The sequence below is a fragment of the Delftia lacustris genome (genome assembly GCF_040267515.1).
GTDB lineage: Bacteria > Pseudomonadota > Gammaproteobacteria > Burkholderiales > Burkholderiaceae_C > Comamonas > Comamonas tsuruhatensis.
Map to the genome: position 1 here is coordinate 718,915 of NZ_CP141274.1, position 16,893 is coordinate 735,807.

A 16,893-nucleotide genomic window follows, 5' to 3' on the forward strand; every position below is an offset into this window, starting at 1 on the left:
TGAATCTTGCAAGGCGGGCGCTTAACGGTGGATCGCGCGGCGCGCATGCGAGGATAGTCGGCACAGTTTTATTCTTTGTGTCACCGCGCGCACAAGCGTGCTGATCGCGGGCCGACCGCGGGCCGGCCTGATCCTTCCTCTGCTGCATCGCCATGCCATCTTCACCTCTTGCCAACGCCTTTGCTACCGCTGCGCAGCCGCCCAGCATCGACAGCGAGCTTACCCGCATCCGCGCCATGGTCGATCGCGCGCAGTTCCTCGAAGCCCTGTCGGAGCTGGCGCAGCTGGTGGCCCGGGAGCCGCGCAACTCCAAGGTCTGGCTGCACATCGGCTTTGTCTACGTGCGCATGAGCATCTGGCCCCAGGCCATGGACGCCTTGCAGATGGCGCTGGAGATCGAGCCGCGCATGCCCAACGCCCAGCGCCTGCTGGCCCTGGCCCTGTTCAGCACGGGCCGCAGGAAGGAGGCCTGCGACCTGATCGACGACGCCTGCCGCCACGCCAAGAACGAGAACACGCACTGGATGACGCGGGCCTACATCCACTCGCACACCAGCAGCGACCCGCTCAAATCCCTGGAAGTGGCGCGCGACTGGGGCCGGCGCTTCGCCGACCCGCTGACCCGCAACGCCAAGCCCTTTCCCCCGCGCGATCGCAACCCGCGCAAAAAGCTCAAGGTCGGCTATGTCACGGCCGACTTCCGCCAGCACTCGGTGGCCTTCTTCATGCGGCCCGTGCTGGAGCACCACAACCCGGACAACGTCGAGATCCACGTCTACTCCAGCGGCCGCCCCGACGCGATGACCGCAAAGCTGCGCGCCCTGGTGCCGCACTGGCACGATGTGGTCGAGCAGACCGACGACCAGCTCTACGAACAGATCCGCGCCGACGGCATCGATGTGCTGGTGGACCTGTCCGGCTTCACCCTGGGCCACCGCCTGGAAGTCTTCGCCCGCCGCGCCGCGCCCGTGCAGGTGACCTGGCTGGGCTATATGCATACGCTGGGGATGAAGGCCATGGATTACCGGCTGGTGGATGGCGGCATCGCGCCGCCCAGCCATGCGCCTTACTACTCCGAGAACCTGTTTCAGCTGGCTTGCATGGCCAGCTATGCACCACCGGAGTACTCGCCCCTTTGCGAAGAGCCACCCATGCTGCGCAACGGGTATCCCACACTGATCTCCCTGAACAACTCGGCCAAGGTCACCGACGAGATGCTGTCGGTCTGGGCCCGCATCCTGTACGAGCGCCAGGACGCCCGCCTGATCATCATGGTCAAGGAGCAGGACGCCGATGCCGCGCAGGCCCACATGCAGCCACGCGTGGAAGCCGCCGGCATGCCGCTGGATCGCGTGTCCGTGCTTCACCAGCAGCCGCTGGACGGTTTCATGGAATTGGGGCATATCGCTGACGTGGCGTTGGATACCTCGCCCGTTTCCGGAGGAACGACGACCTTGCATGCGCTGTGGATGGGGCTGCCCATTGTGACGCTGGATGCGGTGCGAGGAGTCGATGCCTCGACCGCTCGCACATTGCGCGGCCTGGGTTTTGGAGGAGAAGTTGCGCAGGACATGGACAGCTATGTCCGGACAGCTGTGGAACTGATGAATGATCCTCATCGCTTGAGACAGCAGCGTTTGAGCGCGCGCACCCGATTGGAGGCCAGTGTTCTGATGAACTATCGGGACCGAACAGCCGAGCTTGAAAAGGCCTTCCGGCTGATGTGGCTCAACTGGCTAGGCAATGGCTCCCGTGTGCTTGATGTGTTTGCCGATCTCGACGCCGTGATGGCCCAGGCGGATCTTGCTACATGAAACACCTGCCGACCATCGACGATTGTGGCGATGCGCTTCCATTGCTGTTGCCGGACATGCCGAGTCCGCAGGATTTGCTGCCATGGTTGCAGCGCATGCATGCGGCCCGGCATTACTCCAACTTCGGTCCTCTAGTCCGCGAACTGGAAACCCGGCTCTGCCAGCGTTTCTCCGTGGAGGAAAAGCAGTTGACAACGGCGGCCAATGCTACGCTGGGCCTGGAGCTCGTATTGAAGGCGCTGGACCTGCCGCCCGGTGCCCATGTGTTGCTGCCGACCTTCACCTTTGTGGCCACGGCCACCGCCGTATTGCGCGCGGGCCTGGTGCCTGTGCTGACCGATGTGGTTCCCTGCAACTGGATGCTGACACCCGAGATCGCTCGCGCGGCTTGCGCTCGGGAACGCATAGATGCCGTACTGCCGGTTGCGACCTTTGGCATGCCGCATGACATGCGAGGCTGGCAGCTGTTTGAGGAGGACTTTGGCGTGCCGGTCGTCATCGACGCTGCGGCTGCCTACGGCAGCCAGTGGCTGCAGGGCGCCCAGGGAACCCTTGTCTTCAGTTTGCACACGACCAAGAGTCTGCCCGCCGGCGAAGGTGGACTGGTGGTATCCACGCGCCCGGGCCTGGCTGCCCAGGTGCGTCAGTTGTCCAACTTCGGCATCAATCTCGATCCCTCTGCTGACCTGCCGGTTGGCATGCTGGCCAGCACAGGGACCAATGCCAAGATGAGCGAGTATCACGCGGCGATCGGTCTCGCGTCGCTGCAGTCGTGGGAAGCCCGGGCCCGGCAGCGGCGGGGCTTGCAGGTCGCCATGATGGCGGAGCTGGGTGAGGTCAGCGGCCATCGCCTGGGATGGCAATCCCAGGGCGCCGGAGGGCCTTTGATGGCGCCAACGCTGCTATGTGCACGTCTGCCTGATGAAGCCTCCCGCATCGCGCTGGAGCATGCGTGTCAGCAGGTGGGAATTGTCACACGACGCTGGTATCAGCCTCTGCTGCATTGTATGCCGGCCCTGTCCGGGCAGTGCATAGTGCTGCCAGCACCGAGCGCGCAGGCCATTGCGGGAACCCTGCTGGGGCTACCCTTTTTCCTCGGGATGACGCCTGAGCAACGCACGAAGGTTTCTTCCGCTGTGAAACGATCCCTAGCATGGCCTGCAGTTCACAGCCAGGAGGCGCCGAGTTCAGGGTCCTGACGCCTTCCCGTATGGTTCACGTGCGTCGCAGACTGGCATCCTCCACATAGTCCAAGGGGAGCTTGGGTGAATTTGAAATCTTTGCGAGGATTCTTCCGTTTTTCTCGAAATGCCCTTTAGCGACCAGGAAGGACTTGTGAATCTTTCCTATGACTTCGTCGGAAGGTCGCTCAGTCTGGTCGCCTTTGTCCCAGAAATAGTATCCATTCGAGAAATCCAGATCAATGCCAGCGACATAGACGCGAGAATATCCCATGTAGTAGGCGAACTGTATGGCTTCAAGAACAATGGACCATCCGGAATATAATTTTATGCATGGATCGTAAGAGAAATTATCTTCTCCATTGCACATGTCATTGCCAGGATTCTCCCTTCCTTCATACCATATGATATTTTGCCGGGCTGTTTCTTCAGGATGATTTTTTCTGGCAAGTTGATAAACCCCATTGCGGAAGAACTTGATTCCTGCTTGAACGTTCATAACATCCTGCGCCAGAAGCTGGAAAGCAAGATAGTCTCCGATAAAGTAATATTTTGGCTTGAATTCTATGCCAAGATCCTTCATTTTGAATGCTGAATTGCACCAGAAGGACTCTCTATCCAGAAGTTGTTCCAGATCGAAATCACCTAAAGAAGGTCCGTTTCCAATCACATAGGCGGTTTGCCCGATTTTGCTATCCTTCAGTTGCCTGATGGCTTCGTTTGAGCTGAATGGTGATTCCTTTATTGAATGTTCCATAGCAGTGCCGAGGTGGGATAGCCGATTTTCCAGCGAATCTACTCGCTGTCTCAGCAGGCCGCCGCCCATACGCTCGAACATCCCCTCTGACAGGGTTCGTTGCCATGTCATTACCTTTTCAAAATCCCACCATATGTCAAGAGACTCTCGACCGTAGTGCCGGCTGATGTTTGGCAGTTTCGACAGCTTCGGTGCTGGAGCGTCCGGAGCGAGTACCTCATGCCAGAAACCCGGGGAAATCAAATCATTGAAGCGGATCTGCAGGTATCCATTTTCAGGTGCATCTGGCACAGCCAGCTGTACTGTAGGTTCTGCAAGCATGCATGCGCTGCGATCGAACCACGAGGCTTCCTGTAGAACATGCGATGAAATTCCGGTGACGACGATATCATCATGAGAACTCAAGACTTGATAGGAGTTTTGCATGCAGGGACGAACCGGTGTCCCCAACAGCTCACTCAGCGCGGCTCGCTCCCGCTCCGCATAGTCATACAATTTGTCTTCGTAGTCCGTCATGTGCAGGACGCGACGTCCTTTGGCCAGATCGTGCAACTTGTCTGAGAAGTCATTGCAGCGAAATATCTTGCCGTTGCTACTCTGCAGAGCAGCATCTCTGGGATGCTGACCAATGAATATCAATGTATTGTCAAGACTGAAGAAATGCCGGAGCTGCTCTTCCTGCCGACCTTGGTGCATTCTGACATTGGCGGCCAACAAGGCGGCCTCCAGTCGGATTTCCTCGTGCGACATGCCTTTTGCCAGAATATGCTGTCGCAGTTCGTGGCAAGAGGTATCTATTGCGAAATATAGATCTCTGCCGAAGCGTAAAGGTGAATAGCAAATATCCAGATAATGAACTCCCCTTGTTTGCAAGGCATTCCTGAGCCAAGGAGGGATTTCGAAAGTCAGTACAAGGCTGCCGGTTGGGATGTGATCAAAGAGATAGTTCTCTGCAATCGAAGAAATGCTGTAATAGCTATTGTGCTTCTGATCGTAAGTCGCTGTTTCCGCCGTCAGTTGGTGAAATCTTGTCAAATCAAAGCCTGATCGCAAGCCGTTTCTTTTTTTTCCACCTGGGGCGTGTGCTATATGCAGGCCAGTTGCCTGATATATGGGTTCTCTTATGAAATCGAATATGCCTTCGGAAGTCGATTTGTCACGGCGAAGCAAATCATAAAGGCAAATGATCTGTTTGTATTTCATGCGCTGAACCTATGCTTTTATGACTGATCTTATGCGGGGTGGTGATTTAATAAAAATAGAGGCAAGTATCCCATCGATAATGACCATGATGTCGCAAACCTATTTTATATCCAGGCTGCTGTGAAATTATGTAGTCTGTCAAGTCCAGTAGATCAGATGGGCGATGGTATGTGGAAATGGCCAATTTCGGGGCACTACTCTTCAAGGTTTGCTCCGCCCCTCGTAGAGCTGGTAGCTCGTGCCCTTCCACATCCATCTTTATGAATGTCGGCGCCTCGTCTACGATGTCATCTATCGGATGGACGTCGATGAATTCCGACTCCTGTGTTGGACAGTTGGCGCTCTGAATGGAACTGCCGTGACCACCTTGGTGCTGGAAGGCCAGTCGGCAACTGTTTTCTCCTGCACCGCATGCATGTATGCTGATGCGGGAAGCCAAGGTTGGATGGATATCCTCAATCAGGATATTGCGTAGAGTCTGTATGTTGAATCTGTCGGGCTCTATCAGCCAATTGCGCGAAAAAATACCATTGGTAGCATTCAGGAATCCGTAAAGAGATTCGCCGATGGATGCGCCGCAGTCAACCATTCTTTCCTCATTGCCAAAATGCAGCAATCCGGATTCGAAATAAAGGGATGAATAGGACTGCTCTATTCTGTAGTAATGCGAGTGATGACAAGTCAGGCGGAAGTTCAAGATGGAATAAAGCGTTTTTGCAGAAAATGGATCTGCCATGCGCTGCGCCAATGCCTGGTACCGTTCTGTATTGCGGATTATGTGGGGCCCCCAGTCATCCATCCGGTGATCGACAAGTCCCTGTAGCTGAAATGCCCGGACTGCCTGTTCAAAGTTCATATGAGGTATATGATTTGAACTGCAAACATCGTTGAAAAATACCTTTGGATTTTTCTGTCCACAGGTATTTACAGCAAAAATATTATTTTTCCCCTGGCAGATCTTTATAAATGCGCTGGTTGTTATCAAAGGTATGCCATGATAGTGGCTTTCCGATTGATGAAGCAAGTCATCCACAACGGCCGCTATCACATAGCGACCATGTTTTTGGGCTTCTATCAAATGTGCAGCGAGACCTCTTGTCCCAAGTATGAACATCCGACTGGCAGCACCATGGTTGGATATGACATCGCGCACCTCATCGGGAGTTCCGAAAAGACCATCTTGAGCAAGACTCGATGCAGCCTGCAGGAAGTAATCCTTCAAAGCTGAAAGATCGGTCGGAATATGACGGGATCGTTGTACAGGCATGGCGGGTGATGCAAGTATCAGGACCCAGGGAAGACAAAAATGGGCTCGTCATACCTGAGGTCAAAAATTGTATTGCTTGGGATATTTTCACGGTAAAGACGTGGCCACCCCAGTTCGCATCCACGACCGATCTTTATTCTTTCTTCAACGAGCGTGCCGGCCCGTAGAATGCAGTGAGCTCCAATTTCCACATGCGCGCCTACTTGTACCCCTGACTCTATCCAGCAGGAAGGCTTGATGATGCACCCCGGACCTAGGCGAGCTCCTGTGTGTACCATGGAATTGAACCCGATCTGGCAGCCAGGCCCGATGCTGGCATGGTCTCCAATGAAAACATTCTGTCCCATAATCACATTGCCGGCAACACTGGCACTGGGGCTGACAAAAGACCCAAGTCGGAATCCGCGCGCCAGCGCAGCTTGCATCAATTCCGCTCGTTTGAAATTGCCGAACCGTTCATCGAGTGCAATAAAAAGGCCATCCTGGTCGGCGCACACATCGTCGAACAGGGAAAGATCAAACTCATAATCCTCTCCTTGGCGGATTTCAAGGCGCTGTAAGGATATATCTGGACAAGCCTGTTTCCATGCATGAAATACAATCTCCAGAAAATCACCGCTGCCTATGATGCACTTATATTTCATGTGATGTTTCCATCAAGTTCGTGTACCAATGCTCAATCTTCCGATTGGTAATTTCATAGGCGCCTTGACTGGGTATAGGCGCTTCCTCGTACAATACTGATTGAATGGCCTCTAGAATGGATATGTCCTCTCCCACAATTTTTTTGCTGTAATGCATGTGGGATAAAAGAACCTGAGAGGACGTGGCGTAAGGTTTCTTCTTGCGTGCTGTCATGAAAAATATCTCCACATCGGTCTTTCCAGGTGCTATGGGGATATGATTTTCGATGGTGAACGAGTATCCACCATTGCCGGAGGCAATATGAAGATTGGGGTATGCAAGCCAATTGAAATATGCATCATTACTGCCCCAACGATCAACCATCTCCAACCAGGGTACACGGCGAATGGGGTCGATCTGACCCTCGGGGCCGCCGTAGCTGAACGCCTGCATCTGCTGGCGTAGAGTTGTGGTTGAGGGTGACTCCAGCGCGGGTTTCATGAATTCCTGCGCCTGAGGATCGACAGGAAAGCTGGCAACCTTTGCGAGACTCTTGGAGTGAAGATACCGTACGTGATTGAAATCACGAAGATTTTCGTATATCAGTTTCCAATTGAAATTTGCATGCCATGTGGTCATCATGACTTCGTTATCATAGGATTCGGCACTGCTGCGCAGCAGCTCTATGAATTCCGACGTGAACTGTGCCTCGAATGGCATGGGTTCTGTTGAAAGATTTATGAAGAGCAACCCTCCAACTATCTTCAGCGAAAACTCTCTGAGTTTGATTTTCTTTTTCTCTTCGGAGTCGAATTGGTAAAGGGTGTCGCAGTCAGGGATATTTTTTACAAAACCTTGTTGGTCATAGCTCCAGGCGTGATAGGGGCAAAGCAGAGGACGTGTCCCGGAAAATCCTTGCTGAAGAGGTGCACTGCGATGGAGGCAAATATTTTCGAAGGCACGCAGTTCGCCCTGGAAGTTCTGTATGACAACGGGAATACCCGCAATCTTGCGTGTAATGAACGAGTGATTCTTGGGAAGCAGGGAAACCAGTCCGGCGAAGAGCCAGACCTTGCGAAAAATCTTTCTTTGCTCTGTCTTGAATATTTTTTCTGAAAGATAGTATTTGGGGTGCATTCGAGAGCGCATAAGGGATTTCCTGCCAACGGCCTGGAGTCAAAAAATCAAACGTGCGGGATTGCCGAACACGGTGGTGCCCGGAGCTACATCCTTCAGTACCACGGTCCCCGCGCCTACGGTCGCTCCGTCCCCAATGCGAACACCAGGCGTGATTGTGGCGTGCGGATGCACTATGGCGTAGTCGCCAATCTGGGCGCCACCTCCGATAAAGGCCATAGCACCTATCTGCGCATAGTTCCCGATGCGCACATCGTGGCCGATGATGCTGCCGCTATGGATATTGGCAAATTCACCGATCCAGACATCGGGGCTGAATTGAACACGGGGCGCCCAGAAGCAGCCGATGCCCAGATGCACACGCACGCTCAGATAGCCGTCAGTGTTGTAGGGCGTGCGTATATGGATAAATTCTCCGCCCCGTTCCAGGATGGGCCGAGAGAACTGCTGGCGTGGTCTCGGCAGGCCAATCGCGCAAACGAAGGCTTCATCAGCCTGAGGAATATGACTTAGGGGGTTGCCGACAATGGCGGCGCCACAGTCGATGCCGTCGAGAATGTGCGGGCGTGTGTCGAGAAATCCGGCAATGGTCCAGTGACGGCCATGGTCGAGGGAGTCCTTCATTTGCACCATGACTTCTCGGCCCCACCCGCCAGCGCCGATGATGTAGACCTTTTTCATCAGATCACGGCTCCTCCGTCCATGACGAGGCTGGTTCCCGTGACCCAGCGACTGGCATCGGAGAGCAGGTAGATGGCACCATGGGCTACATCGTCGGGCGTACCCAGTCCCAGCGGGTGGCGCAACTTTTGCTGCTCGAGCAAATCCTGATGAGCCTCCCACATCGGCGTGGCGATGGCGGACGGCGAGATGCCGTTGACACGTATCCCATGCCTGGATTGCTCGAGAGCAAGGCATCTGATGATGCCCAGCAGACCGGACTTCATGGCGGAGTAAGGGCCGAGTCCGCGCGTTCCCAGATGCGCAGCGGTGGACAGCATGAAGATGATGGAACCCTTGGCGCGGATGGCATTGGTCCGCAGCAGGCCTTGTGTCAGCATGACCGGGGCGAGAAAGTTGACAGCATACATTTCGGTCATCATTGCCTCGGTCAACTGACGTATGGGGCAATGCCTTTGCAGGCCCGCGCAGTGAACAATGCCATCGACGGTACCTGCGGCCTGGATCAGTCGCCCGCGGTCATCTGCCTGGGTCAGGTCGGCGTTCACGGGCAGGTGGTTTTCGCCTTCAAGCGCTGCATGGGTGGCCTGCAGACGGGTTGCATCACGGCCTGTGATCACCAAGCGGGCGCCACGTCGCGCCAACACCTTGGCGAGATGTTGGCCGAGCCCGGAAGAAGCTCCAGTGACCAGTACTTTTTTGCCGGTCATGGAAAAGGGGTAGCTCGCGGATTCCGTCATGCGAAGATGTCCATGGGTGTACTCAACCCGCCATCCACAATGAAATGGTTCCGTGTGATCCAGCGGCTGGCGTCGGAGAGGTAGAAGACGGCCGCATGCGCCACATCCTCTGGTTCGCCCATTCCCAAGGGGGTCAGTGCGAACAATTCTTCCATCCTGCCACCCCCCTGGCTCAATCCGTCCAGCATCGGTGTGCGCACGTAGCCGGGGGCAATACAGTTGGCGCGGATTCCCTGCTTGGCCACCTCTAGCGCCAACGAGCGCATGGCACCTAGCAGAGCGGCTTTGCTGGCGGCATAGGCGGCCGTGGCCAGCGCACCGCTGTGTGATGACAGGGCAGCAATGAAAAGAATGGATCCCTTGGCAGCGATCCGTTTTTTCGCCATAAGTGCACGTGTGAGTAGCATGGGCGCATAAGTATTGCTTGCGAACATCTCTTGCAGATGTGCTTCACTGATCAGGCGAAACGGCACCAGCCTGGAGACGCCGGCCGCATGAGCGACGCCATTCACGATGCCCGCGTGTTCGACCAGCTTGTCTCTTTCCGCAGGTGCTGTGAGATCAGCGGCCAGGAACCGGTGGCCGTTGCCTGCCAGTGCGGCGGCGGTCGCCTTCAGGCGTTCCTGATCTCGGCCCGTGATGACGAGTTCGGCGCCCATCAAGGCACAGCTGATGGCAATTTGTCGGCCAATGCCCGAAGAGGCTCCGGTAACCAGAATGCGTTTGCCTGCGAGTGAGAAGGCGTCTTTTTCCATCAGATTTCGATCAACACGGGAAAGTGCGCTGAATCGATGTCCACGATGGCGCCACCCCATGAAAGTCCCACGCCAAAGCCGCAAAGCAAAAGCCTGTGGCGGCCCTGAGACAGCGTGTCACCGAGGCGGACCGTCATGGTCACTGGCAGCGAAGCACCACTGGTATTGCCAAAATCCTGCAGGGAGGACGGTACTTTGTCGGAGCTCAGACCCAGCTTCTTGCGGATGGTTTCGTTGATCATTCGGTTGGCTTGGTGGAAGACGAAGTAATCGATGTCTTCCTTGCCCATGCCTGCATGCGCCATTAGCTGCTCGACCATGGGTGGAATACGCTGCGTGGAAAAGCTCAACACGGCGGGCCCATCGAGTATCAGATCCAGATTGGAGTACCAGAAGCCGTCTTCCCCCTTGCGTGCGATCGCGTGCTCCAGCTCAAAGGGCTGCCGATGCCCTCCAACAGGAACCATGATCGCCTTGTGGCCGCTGCCGTCGCTGTTGAGATCGAAGTACATGGGCGCGGCTTCCTGGCTGTATTCCAGGGCGGTTGCTGTGGCCGCATCCGAAAACAATGGATCCTTGAGGGGGTCCTTGTGCTTGTAGCTGGAGCGATCGCCCAGCAAGATCAACCCTTTTTTGACAACGCCAGCGGCCACCATGGACCCGAGGATCTGAAGGGCAAATGGATAGCCGGAGCAGCCCAGGTTCACGTCAAAGGCCACCGTGCCGTGGGGCAGGCCCAACCGGTCCTGCAGGATGATGGCGGTAGCGGGCGTCAAATAGTCGGGCGACTGAGTGACCACGATCAGCGCGTCAACTTCCTCCCGGGCCCATTGCAGTTCGCTCAGCAGCTTCTCGGCCGCATCGAATGCAAGGTCCGAGAAGCACTGCCAGCTTGGACACACTCTGCGCGTCTCGATTCCAATGTTGCGCACCAGGCGTTCACGTTCGGAGCGCAGATGGGGCGGGACGTCATGGATGTTGTGCACCACATGCCGTGGTACGCAACTGGCCATGCCCGCAAAGCGGACGTTGTGCAGAGTGGACAGCGCCATGATGTTTATCCCAGCAGCTTGTAGATATCGGCGATGGTCGAGCAGTTCTTGAGATCGTCGCCGGTGATGGTCTTGCCGTAGTCGACGTCGAACATGACGATCACGCCCAACGCGGCCAGGGAGTCCCACTCGGGCAGGCTCTTGAGTTCGGTGTCGGGGGTCACGTCGACGGCTTCCTGGAAGTCCACGGCGGTCAGAAAGCTTTCGATGAATTGGTCAATGGAGGGCATGGGATGGGTTCCTGAAAATAGGCTGGGCGCCCGCCTATGAGGGCAAACGCTTTGATGAATTTTCGCAGAGCGCCCCTGCGCTGGAAGGTCGGAACTGTGGGCAAAAGCGAGCCTTGTTCCGATGCTGCGAGGGGCGGTGCTGTTCTTGCGGACCGGGCGGATGATGGCACACCGCCTCGTGGCGCGCTTCCTGTTTTGTAGCAGTCGGTGACCTGCCTGCTTGGTAAAAGTGGAAGAAATGTGGTTTGCGCCTGCTTATCCAGGGGCCGTGTTTGCCGGCTTGCCTGCACGATGGCGGTATTTGCGTAGGTGCCGGCCTGGGTGCCGGGCCTGTGGTGGGGCGCTTGCCCGCAACCTTGATGACCAAGATGAATACGAACGAGCATTTGCAGCAGGCCCGCCAGTTGCACGACCAGTGGCAGTTCGAGCAGGCCCGCCAAGCCTATGAAAAGGTGCTGGAGCAGGAGCCTGCCCATGCCGAAGCCCTGCACGGCATGGCCCAGCTGCTGGGTCTGCATCAGCTGCGCAGCGCAGAGGCGCTGCCCTATCTGGAGGCGGCCATCGGCGTGCGGCCTGCGGATTTTGGCTACTGGCGCCTGTACATCCACATGCTGATCCGCGAGGGGCTGCTGGACATGGCCATCTCGCTGATCGACGTGGCACGGGCCAACGGCATGCAGGAGATTGCGCTGGAGCAACTGGAAAAGGATGTGGCTCTGGTGCAGGGCGCCCAGGCCGCAGCGTTTCTGGAGGAGCAGGCCGCGCGTTGGCCGCTGGGGCCTGCTGAGCCGGAGATGGCGTCTGCTGCCGGCGATGGCCGGGGCCGGGTGCCCGAGGCGCAGCTGCGGCTGCTGATGCAGTTGTTCGCCCAGCGCGAGCATGCCGAGGCCAGCCAGCTGGCGGGTTCGCTGGTGCGCCAGTACCCCAAGAGCGGCCTGGTCTGGAAGCTCAAGGCGGCAGCCGATCATGCGAACGGCCGCATCGAGGCGGCCCTGCAGGCAGCGCGCCAGGCAGCCGTTCTGCTGCCGCGCGATGCCGAGGTGCAGTTCAACCTGGGGGGCATCTGCCTGCAGGCAGGCCATGCGGCCGAGGCCGAGCGTGCGATGCGCGCGGCTTTGACGCTGCGGCCGCATTGGACCCAGGCTTTCTCGCATCTGGGCGATGCGCTTTGTGCCCAGGACCGTACCGATGACAGCCTGCCTTGCTATGTGAACGCGCTGCTGCTGGATCCAGACGACGCTGATAGTTTGTCGCGCCTGACGGCAGCACTACTGTGCACGGGCAGGCTCCAGGAATGCGCTCAATTTCTGGTGCTACTGATGAAGCAGCGGCCTCAGGACTTACGGCTTTGCCTAGCCAGCGCGCAGGTATTGAGCCAAGCAGGTTGGATGCTCCAAGCGGAAACAGCCTACCGGATGGCGCTCCAGATCGCGCCGGATAGCCTGGACTTGCTGCTCAAGCTGGGCCTGTTGCTCTGCGAAGGAGGACGGCTGGCGGAAGCAGAAACGTGCCTACTTAAGGCGCTACAGCTGCAGCCGGGCAATGTGGTGCTGTATTGCGAAACCGCCTTCACATTGTTTGCGCAAAAGAAATGGGACGAGGCTCTGGAAATGCTCACTCGGGCGTTGCAGATCGACGCCGACAATGCCCGTGCGCATACCCTGCGTTGTCAGGTACTGCTTGAGATGCGCGATTTGCCGGCGCTCGATTTGGCATTGCGGGAAGGGCTGGAGCGTTTGCCCGGCGATCGTCAGCTGATGTTTCAAAGGGCCGCCTACTTGGAGCGCAGTGGTGATGCGTCGCACCACATGCAGCAACTTGACGAACTGGCGCAGCTGCATCCGGACTACGAGCCGGCCTATAGCGCGAGGTTGTTCGCGATGATCCACTCGCCAAGTTCCTCGGCGGTTTCGGTGGGGCGTGCTAACCGTGAGTATGGGGCCCTTATGAGCCAGATCTACTCCGGTATGCAACGCGTGGAGTTCACCAATGTTAGAGATCCTGGCAAGGTATTGCGGGTAGGCTTTGTGTCCGGCGATCTGCGCAGACATGCGGCAGCCAAGTTCTTCCTGCCCGTGATGCGCGAGTTGTCAAAGCATGGCGGCATGGTCCACATCGCCTATTGCAACAACGAGATCCACGACGAGATTACCAAGGAGTTCCAAGGGCTATTCCAACTGTGGCGCGGCGTCCGCGATATGGATGTGCAGGCTCTGGCCGCCTTGGTACAGGCCGACGGCATTGACATACTGATTGATCTCAGTGGCCACACGCGGGGCCATCGACTGGACTTGTTCGCTGTACGTCCGGCACCTGTGCAGCTGACTTGGATAGGCAACCCAGGCAGCACTGGCTTGGAAACCATGGACTACATCGTACTTAGCGACTTAGTACTGGATCATGGCCTAGTCAAGACGCAGGTCACCGAACAGATAATGCGCCTGCCTTTGGCCTATGTTTTTGACGGCGGCATTCACCAGGAAGCCGTGGCGCCTCTGCCGGCCCTGCGCAATGGCCACCTGACGTTTGGCTCTTTCAACCGCCTGTCCAAGATCAACCGCAATGTGGTTGCAGTCTGGGGCGAGGTGCTGCGTGCCCTGCCCACGGCGCGGCTGAAGATTGCGGCCTGCCCTCGCTCCGGTCCTCCCCAGCACCTGCGCAACTGGCTGGCCGAGGTGGGCGTGGCCGTGCAGCGCGTCGATTTTGTGGAGCAGATGGGATTCGAGCACTATCTGCAGGCCCACCATGACATAGATATCTGCCTGGATACTCTGCCGTTCACGGGCGGAGTGGTCACCAACCACGCACTGTGGATGGGTGTGCCCACGCTGACGCTGATGGGGGAGCTACTGGCGGGGCGGCAGTCGGCTGAAGTGATGGCTCGTGTGGGCCTGGAGCAGGGCTTTGCAGCGCGGGACTTGGCACAATTGCTGGACCAGGCTACGTACTGGCAGGCACATTTGCCGCAGCTGCAGCAGATACGCCAAGGGCTGCGCGCACGCCTGCAGGCCCAGGAGCCGCAACAGGCGGACATCGTGGCGCGCTCGGTGGCGATGGGGATGCGCCAGGCTTGGACCCGCTGGTGCCTGGGGCAGGAGCCGGTGGATCTGCGTGTCTCCTATGAGGATCTGGGTCTGGCCGCTCCTGTAGCGCCCGTTTTGTAACAGCGAACCGCGCACCGCCCGGATGGCCATGCCGCGCGGTGCAAAAAATCTTGTGAAGTCCCCCTAAAGTTCGCCGGGGCAGCTCCGAAAACCAACTCAGCAGAGGGACAAAAAGTCCTGAGCCCACCAAAAGCCGCGTAATTCGATGTGAAAGCGGCCGATGGTCGGATTGGGCCGCCGCCGCCCGCCTTGCGATAAGCGAGGGCACCGTGGCGGCGACGTAACTGACTTTACTAGGAGTTGTCACCATGGCCATGTCTATCAACACCAACGTGCAATCGCTGAACGCCCAGCGCAACCTGGCTACTTCGCAAAGCTCGCTGTCCACCACCATGCAGCGCCTGTCCTCCGGCCTGCGCGTCAACAGCGCCAAGGATGACGCAGCCGGCCTGGCCATCGCAGAACGCATGAACGCCCAGGTCCGCGGCATGAACGTGGCAGTGCGCAACGCCAACGACGGCGTGTCGATGGCCCAGACCGCTGAAGGCGCCCTGTCCAAGGTGACCGACGCTCTGCAGCGTATGCGTGAACTGGCTGTGCAGGCCCGTAACGGTACCAACGGCGCCAAGGACCAGGTTTCGCTGAACAAGGAATTCGTCGAGCTGGGCAAGGAAATCGACCGCGTGATCAAGGGCGCTGATTTCAACGGCAAGAAGATTCTGAGCACCGACGCCACCACGGACGGCTTCACATTCCAAGTCGGTGCTAATACCTCGGCCCAGGACACGATTAAGGTGACCACGACCAATCTGGGCACTGATACCGACATCGCAGCCATCACAGGCGCTTCTATTGGCAACACGGCAGCCGCAGCGCTGGATGCAACCGCTTTGGCGACCGTGATCGGCAACCTGGATACGGCCCTGGATAAGGTCAACTCCGAGCGCGCCGTGCTGGGGGCCACCCAGAACCGCTTCGAGGCCGTGGTCTCGAATCTGCAAGTGGCTTCCGAGAACACCGCTTCGGCCCGCAGCCGCATCATGGATGCCGACTTCGCTTCGGAAACCGCCAATCTGAGCCGCTCGCAGATCCTGCAGCAGGCCGGTACAGCGATGGTGGCTCAGGCCAACCAACTGCCCCAGGGCGTTCTGGCCCTGCTGCGCTGATAGTGCGAGTCCGGCGGCCTTTCCAAGCAAGAGGCGGCCGGAATTCTCCAGGCCCCAGGCATCTGCCTGGGGTTTTTTTATGGGCGAAAGGGCTGGCCAAGAGGGTGTTCGAAGGGTGAATTGGCGCCGGATCATGGGCTTTATCGGCGCTTTGGCGCAGGGGCTTTTCCGCACAATCGTTGGCATCAGATAGGCAGAGCTGGAAGTCCTGGCGTGCTTTCTGGCGTTCTGGCGGCTTGGGGTCGTCGAACGGTTGGCCATTGTTCATGCCTAACGAGGAGCTGCCCCATGGCATCCATCATCAACACCAATCTTGTTTCGCTTAACGCCCAGCGCAATCTCAACACGTCCCAGTCGTCGCTGAGCACCACCATGCAGCGCCTGTCTTCGGGCCTGCGTGTCAACAGTGCAAAGGACGACGCGGCAGGCTTGGCCATTGCCGAGCGCATGAACGCCCAGGTGCGAGGCATGAATGTGGCCATGCGAAATGCCAACGACGGCATCTCCATGGCGCAGACGGCGGAAGGCGCGCTAGGTAAGATCGGCGACAGTCTGCAACGCATGCGCGAACTTGCGGTTCAAGCTGCCAACGACACCAACGGTTCGACGGACCGTGGATCGTTGAACAAAGAGTTTCAGCAGCTGGCGCAGGAAATTGCACGCATAGTTGGAAGTACAAGCTTCAATGGTCGCCAACTGTTAAATAGTGCGGATGCGACAGTTTTTCAGGTGGGCGCTAACACTGGCGCTGACAATCAGATCACGATTTCTGCTGTGAATCTGTCAGTTGCTGCGCCTGGTGGATTGGGCGTTACTGCAGGAACACCCCCAACGCTGAGTGGCGCCTTGGGCTCCTTGCTTGGTGCAAGCAGCTCCGCCGCTGACGCACGCCTGTCGATGGCTGCCATCGACACAGCATTGGATGAAGTCAACAACACGCGTGCCACTTTCGGTGCTGCGCAGAATCGTTTCGAGGCCGTAATTTCCAACCTGCAGGTTGCCTCGGAAAACACAGCGGCTGCACGATCGCGCATCATGGATGCCGACTTCGCTGCCGAAACCGCCAACCTGAGCCGCACACAGATCCTGCAGCAGGCCGGCACAGCCATGGTGGCCCAGGCCAACCAGCTGCCCCAGTCGGTGCTCAAGCTGATTCAGTAAGAGGGAGCCAGGGGCTCTGGC

14 protein-coding genes are annotated in these 16,893 nt (G+C 57.6%); 5 read left to right on the top strand and 9 right to left on the bottom strand.

Going from position 1 to position 16,893, the window contains the following annotated elements; translation table 11 throughout:
• Positions 1–152: 152 nt before the first annotated feature.
• Positions 153–1,814 (top strand): glycosyltransferase, encoded by a 1,662-nt coding sequence (locus U6958_RS04765; protein ID WP_074923340.1) that lies wholly within the window; start codon positions 153–155, stop codon positions 1,812–1,814.
• Positions 1,811–3,013: a DegT/DnrJ/EryC1/StrS aminotransferase family protein gene (locus U6958_RS04770; RefSeq protein WP_074923339.1), complete on the top strand. Its 1,203-nt coding sequence runs from the start codon at positions 1,811–1,813 to the stop codon at positions 3,011–3,013. The genes U6958_RS04765 and U6958_RS04770 overlap by 4 nt, the downstream gene beginning before the upstream one ends.
• A 16-nt stretch (positions 3,014–3,029) precedes the next feature.
• Here the strand turns inward: U6958_RS04770 and U6958_RS04775 are convergent, their stop codons facing one another.
• Genes U6958_RS04775 through U6958_RS04815 form a run of 9 tightly spaced genes read right to left on the bottom strand, consistent with a single transcriptional unit; the run spans position 3,030 to position 11,441 of the window.
• Complete coding sequence (locus tag U6958_RS04775) at positions 3,030–4,955, bottom strand: hypothetical protein (protein ID WP_143044652.1); 1,926 nt, start codon at positions 4,953–4,955, stop codon at positions 3,030–3,032.
• A gap of 46 nt (positions 4,956–5,001) precedes the next feature.
• Positions 5,002–6,222: an FkbM family methyltransferase gene (locus U6958_RS04780; protein ID WP_074923337.1), complete on the bottom strand. Its 1,221-nt coding sequence runs from the start codon at positions 6,220–6,222 to the stop codon at positions 5,002–5,004.
• 17 nt (positions 6,223–6,239) lie between these two features.
• Positions 6,240–6,866 (bottom strand): UDP-3-O-(3-hydroxymyristoyl)glucosamine N-acyltransferase, encoded by a 627-nt coding sequence (locus U6958_RS04785; protein ID WP_074923336.1) that lies wholly within the window; start codon positions 6,864–6,866, stop codon positions 6,240–6,242.
• Positions 6,856–7,983 (bottom strand): Rieske 2Fe-2S domain-containing protein, encoded by a 1,128-nt coding sequence (locus U6958_RS04790; protein WP_244160538.1) that lies wholly within the window; start codon positions 7,981–7,983, stop codon positions 6,856–6,858. The genes U6958_RS04785 and U6958_RS04790 overlap by 11 nt, the downstream gene beginning before the upstream one ends.
• Before the next feature lie 39 nt (positions 7,984–8,022).
• Positions 8,023–8,664 carry a NeuD/PglB/VioB family sugar acetyltransferase gene (locus U6958_RS04795; protein WP_074923334.1) on the bottom strand — a complete coding sequence of 214 codons (642 nt, stop codon included), beginning with the start codon at positions 8,662–8,664 and terminating at the stop codon, positions 8,023–8,025.
• Positions 8,664–9,404: an SDR family NAD(P)-dependent oxidoreductase gene (locus U6958_RS04800; RefSeq protein ID WP_074923333.1), complete on the bottom strand. Its 741-nt coding sequence runs from the start codon at positions 9,402–9,404 to the stop codon at positions 8,664–8,666. The genes U6958_RS04795 and U6958_RS04800 overlap by 1 nt, the downstream gene beginning before the upstream one ends.
• A complete protein-coding gene (locus U6958_RS04805; RefSeq protein ID WP_074923332.1) occupies positions 9,401–10,159 on the bottom strand; it encodes an SDR family NAD(P)-dependent oxidoreductase in 759 nt (252 codons plus the stop codon). The genes U6958_RS04800 and U6958_RS04805 overlap by 4 nt, the downstream gene beginning before the upstream one ends.
• A complete protein-coding gene (locus tag U6958_RS04810; protein WP_074923331.1) occupies positions 10,159–11,211 on the bottom strand; it encodes a ketoacyl-ACP synthase III in 1,053 nt (350 codons plus the stop codon). Before U6958_RS04810 ends, U6958_RS04805 begins: the two co-directional genes overlap by 1 nt.
• 5 nt (positions 11,212–11,216) lie before the next feature.
• Entirely contained in the window at positions 11,217–11,441 is a 225-nt protein-coding gene (locus U6958_RS04815; protein WP_074923330.1) for an acyl carrier protein, read from the bottom strand.
• A 359-nt stretch (positions 11,442–11,800) separates the two neighbouring features.
• Between U6958_RS04815 and U6958_RS04820 the strand changes: the two genes are divergently transcribed.
• From U6958_RS04820 to U6958_RS04830, 3 genes are all read left to right on the top strand, one after another.
• Positions 11,801–14,605: a tetratricopeptide repeat protein gene (locus U6958_RS04820; RefSeq protein ID WP_074923329.1), complete on the top strand. Its 2,805-nt coding sequence runs from the start codon at positions 11,801–11,803 to the stop codon at positions 14,603–14,605.
• Positions 14,606–14,853: 248 nt separating this feature from the next.
• Positions 14,854–15,711, top strand: coding sequence for a flagellin (locus U6958_RS04825; protein ID WP_016454336.1), 858 nt, complete (start codon positions 14,854–14,856; stop codon positions 15,709–15,711).
• Between the two features lie 288 nt (positions 15,712–15,999).
• Entirely contained in the window at positions 16,000–16,872 is an 873-nt protein-coding gene (locus U6958_RS04830; RefSeq protein ID WP_016454335.1) for a flagellin domain-containing protein, read from the top strand.
• Positions 16,873–16,893 lie beyond the last annotated feature (21 nt).

Coding starts and splice junctions, on each gene's coding strand:
- U6958_RS04825 (WP_016454336.1), top strand. CDS start 14,854: ATGGCCATGTCTATCAACACCAACGTGCAATCGCTGAACGCCCAGCGC.
- U6958_RS04770 (WP_074923339.1), top strand. CDS start 1,811: ATGAAACACCTGCCGACCATCGACGATTGTGGCGATGCGCTTCCATTG.
- U6958_RS04820 (WP_074923329.1), top strand. CDS start 11,801: ATGACCAAGATGAATACGAACGAGCATTTGCAGCAGGCCCGCCAGTTG.
- U6958_RS04805 (WP_074923332.1), bottom strand. CDS start 10,159: ATGGAAAAAGACGCCTTCTCACTCGCAGGCAAACGCATTCTGGTTACC.
- U6958_RS04815 (WP_074923330.1), bottom strand. CDS start 11,441: ATGCCCTCCATTGACCAATTCATCGAAAGCTTTCTGACCGCCGTGGAC.
- U6958_RS04800 (WP_074923333.1), bottom strand. CDS start 9,404: ATGACGGAATCCGCGAGCTACCCCTTTTCCATGACCGGCAAAAAAGTA.
- U6958_RS04785 (WP_074923336.1), bottom strand. CDS start 6,866: ATGAAATATAAGTGCATCATAGGCAGCGGTGATTTTCTGGAGATTGTA.
- U6958_RS04775 (WP_143044652.1), bottom strand. CDS start 4,955: ATGAAATACAAACAGATCATTTGCCTTTATGATTTGCTTCGCCGTGAC.
- U6958_RS04795 (WP_074923334.1), bottom strand. CDS start 8,664: ATGAAAAAGGTCTACATCATCGGCGCTGGCGGGTGGGGCCGAGAAGTC.
- U6958_RS04830 (WP_016454335.1), top strand. CDS start 16,000: ATGGCATCCATCATCAACACCAATCTTGTTTCGCTTAACGCCCAGCGC.
- U6958_RS04780 (WP_074923337.1), bottom strand. CDS start 6,222: ATGCCTGTACAACGATCCCGTCATATTCCGACCGATCTTTCAGCTTTG.
- U6958_RS04810 (WP_074923331.1), bottom strand. CDS start 11,211: ATGGCGCTGTCCACTCTGCACAACGTCCGCTTTGCGGGCATGGCCAGT.
- U6958_RS04790 (WP_244160538.1), bottom strand. CDS start 7,983: ATGCACCCCAAATACTATCTTTCAGAAAAAATATTCAAGACAGAGCAA.
- U6958_RS04765 (WP_074923340.1), top strand. CDS start 153: ATGCCATCTTCACCTCTTGCCAACGCCTTTGCTACCGCTGCGCAGCCG.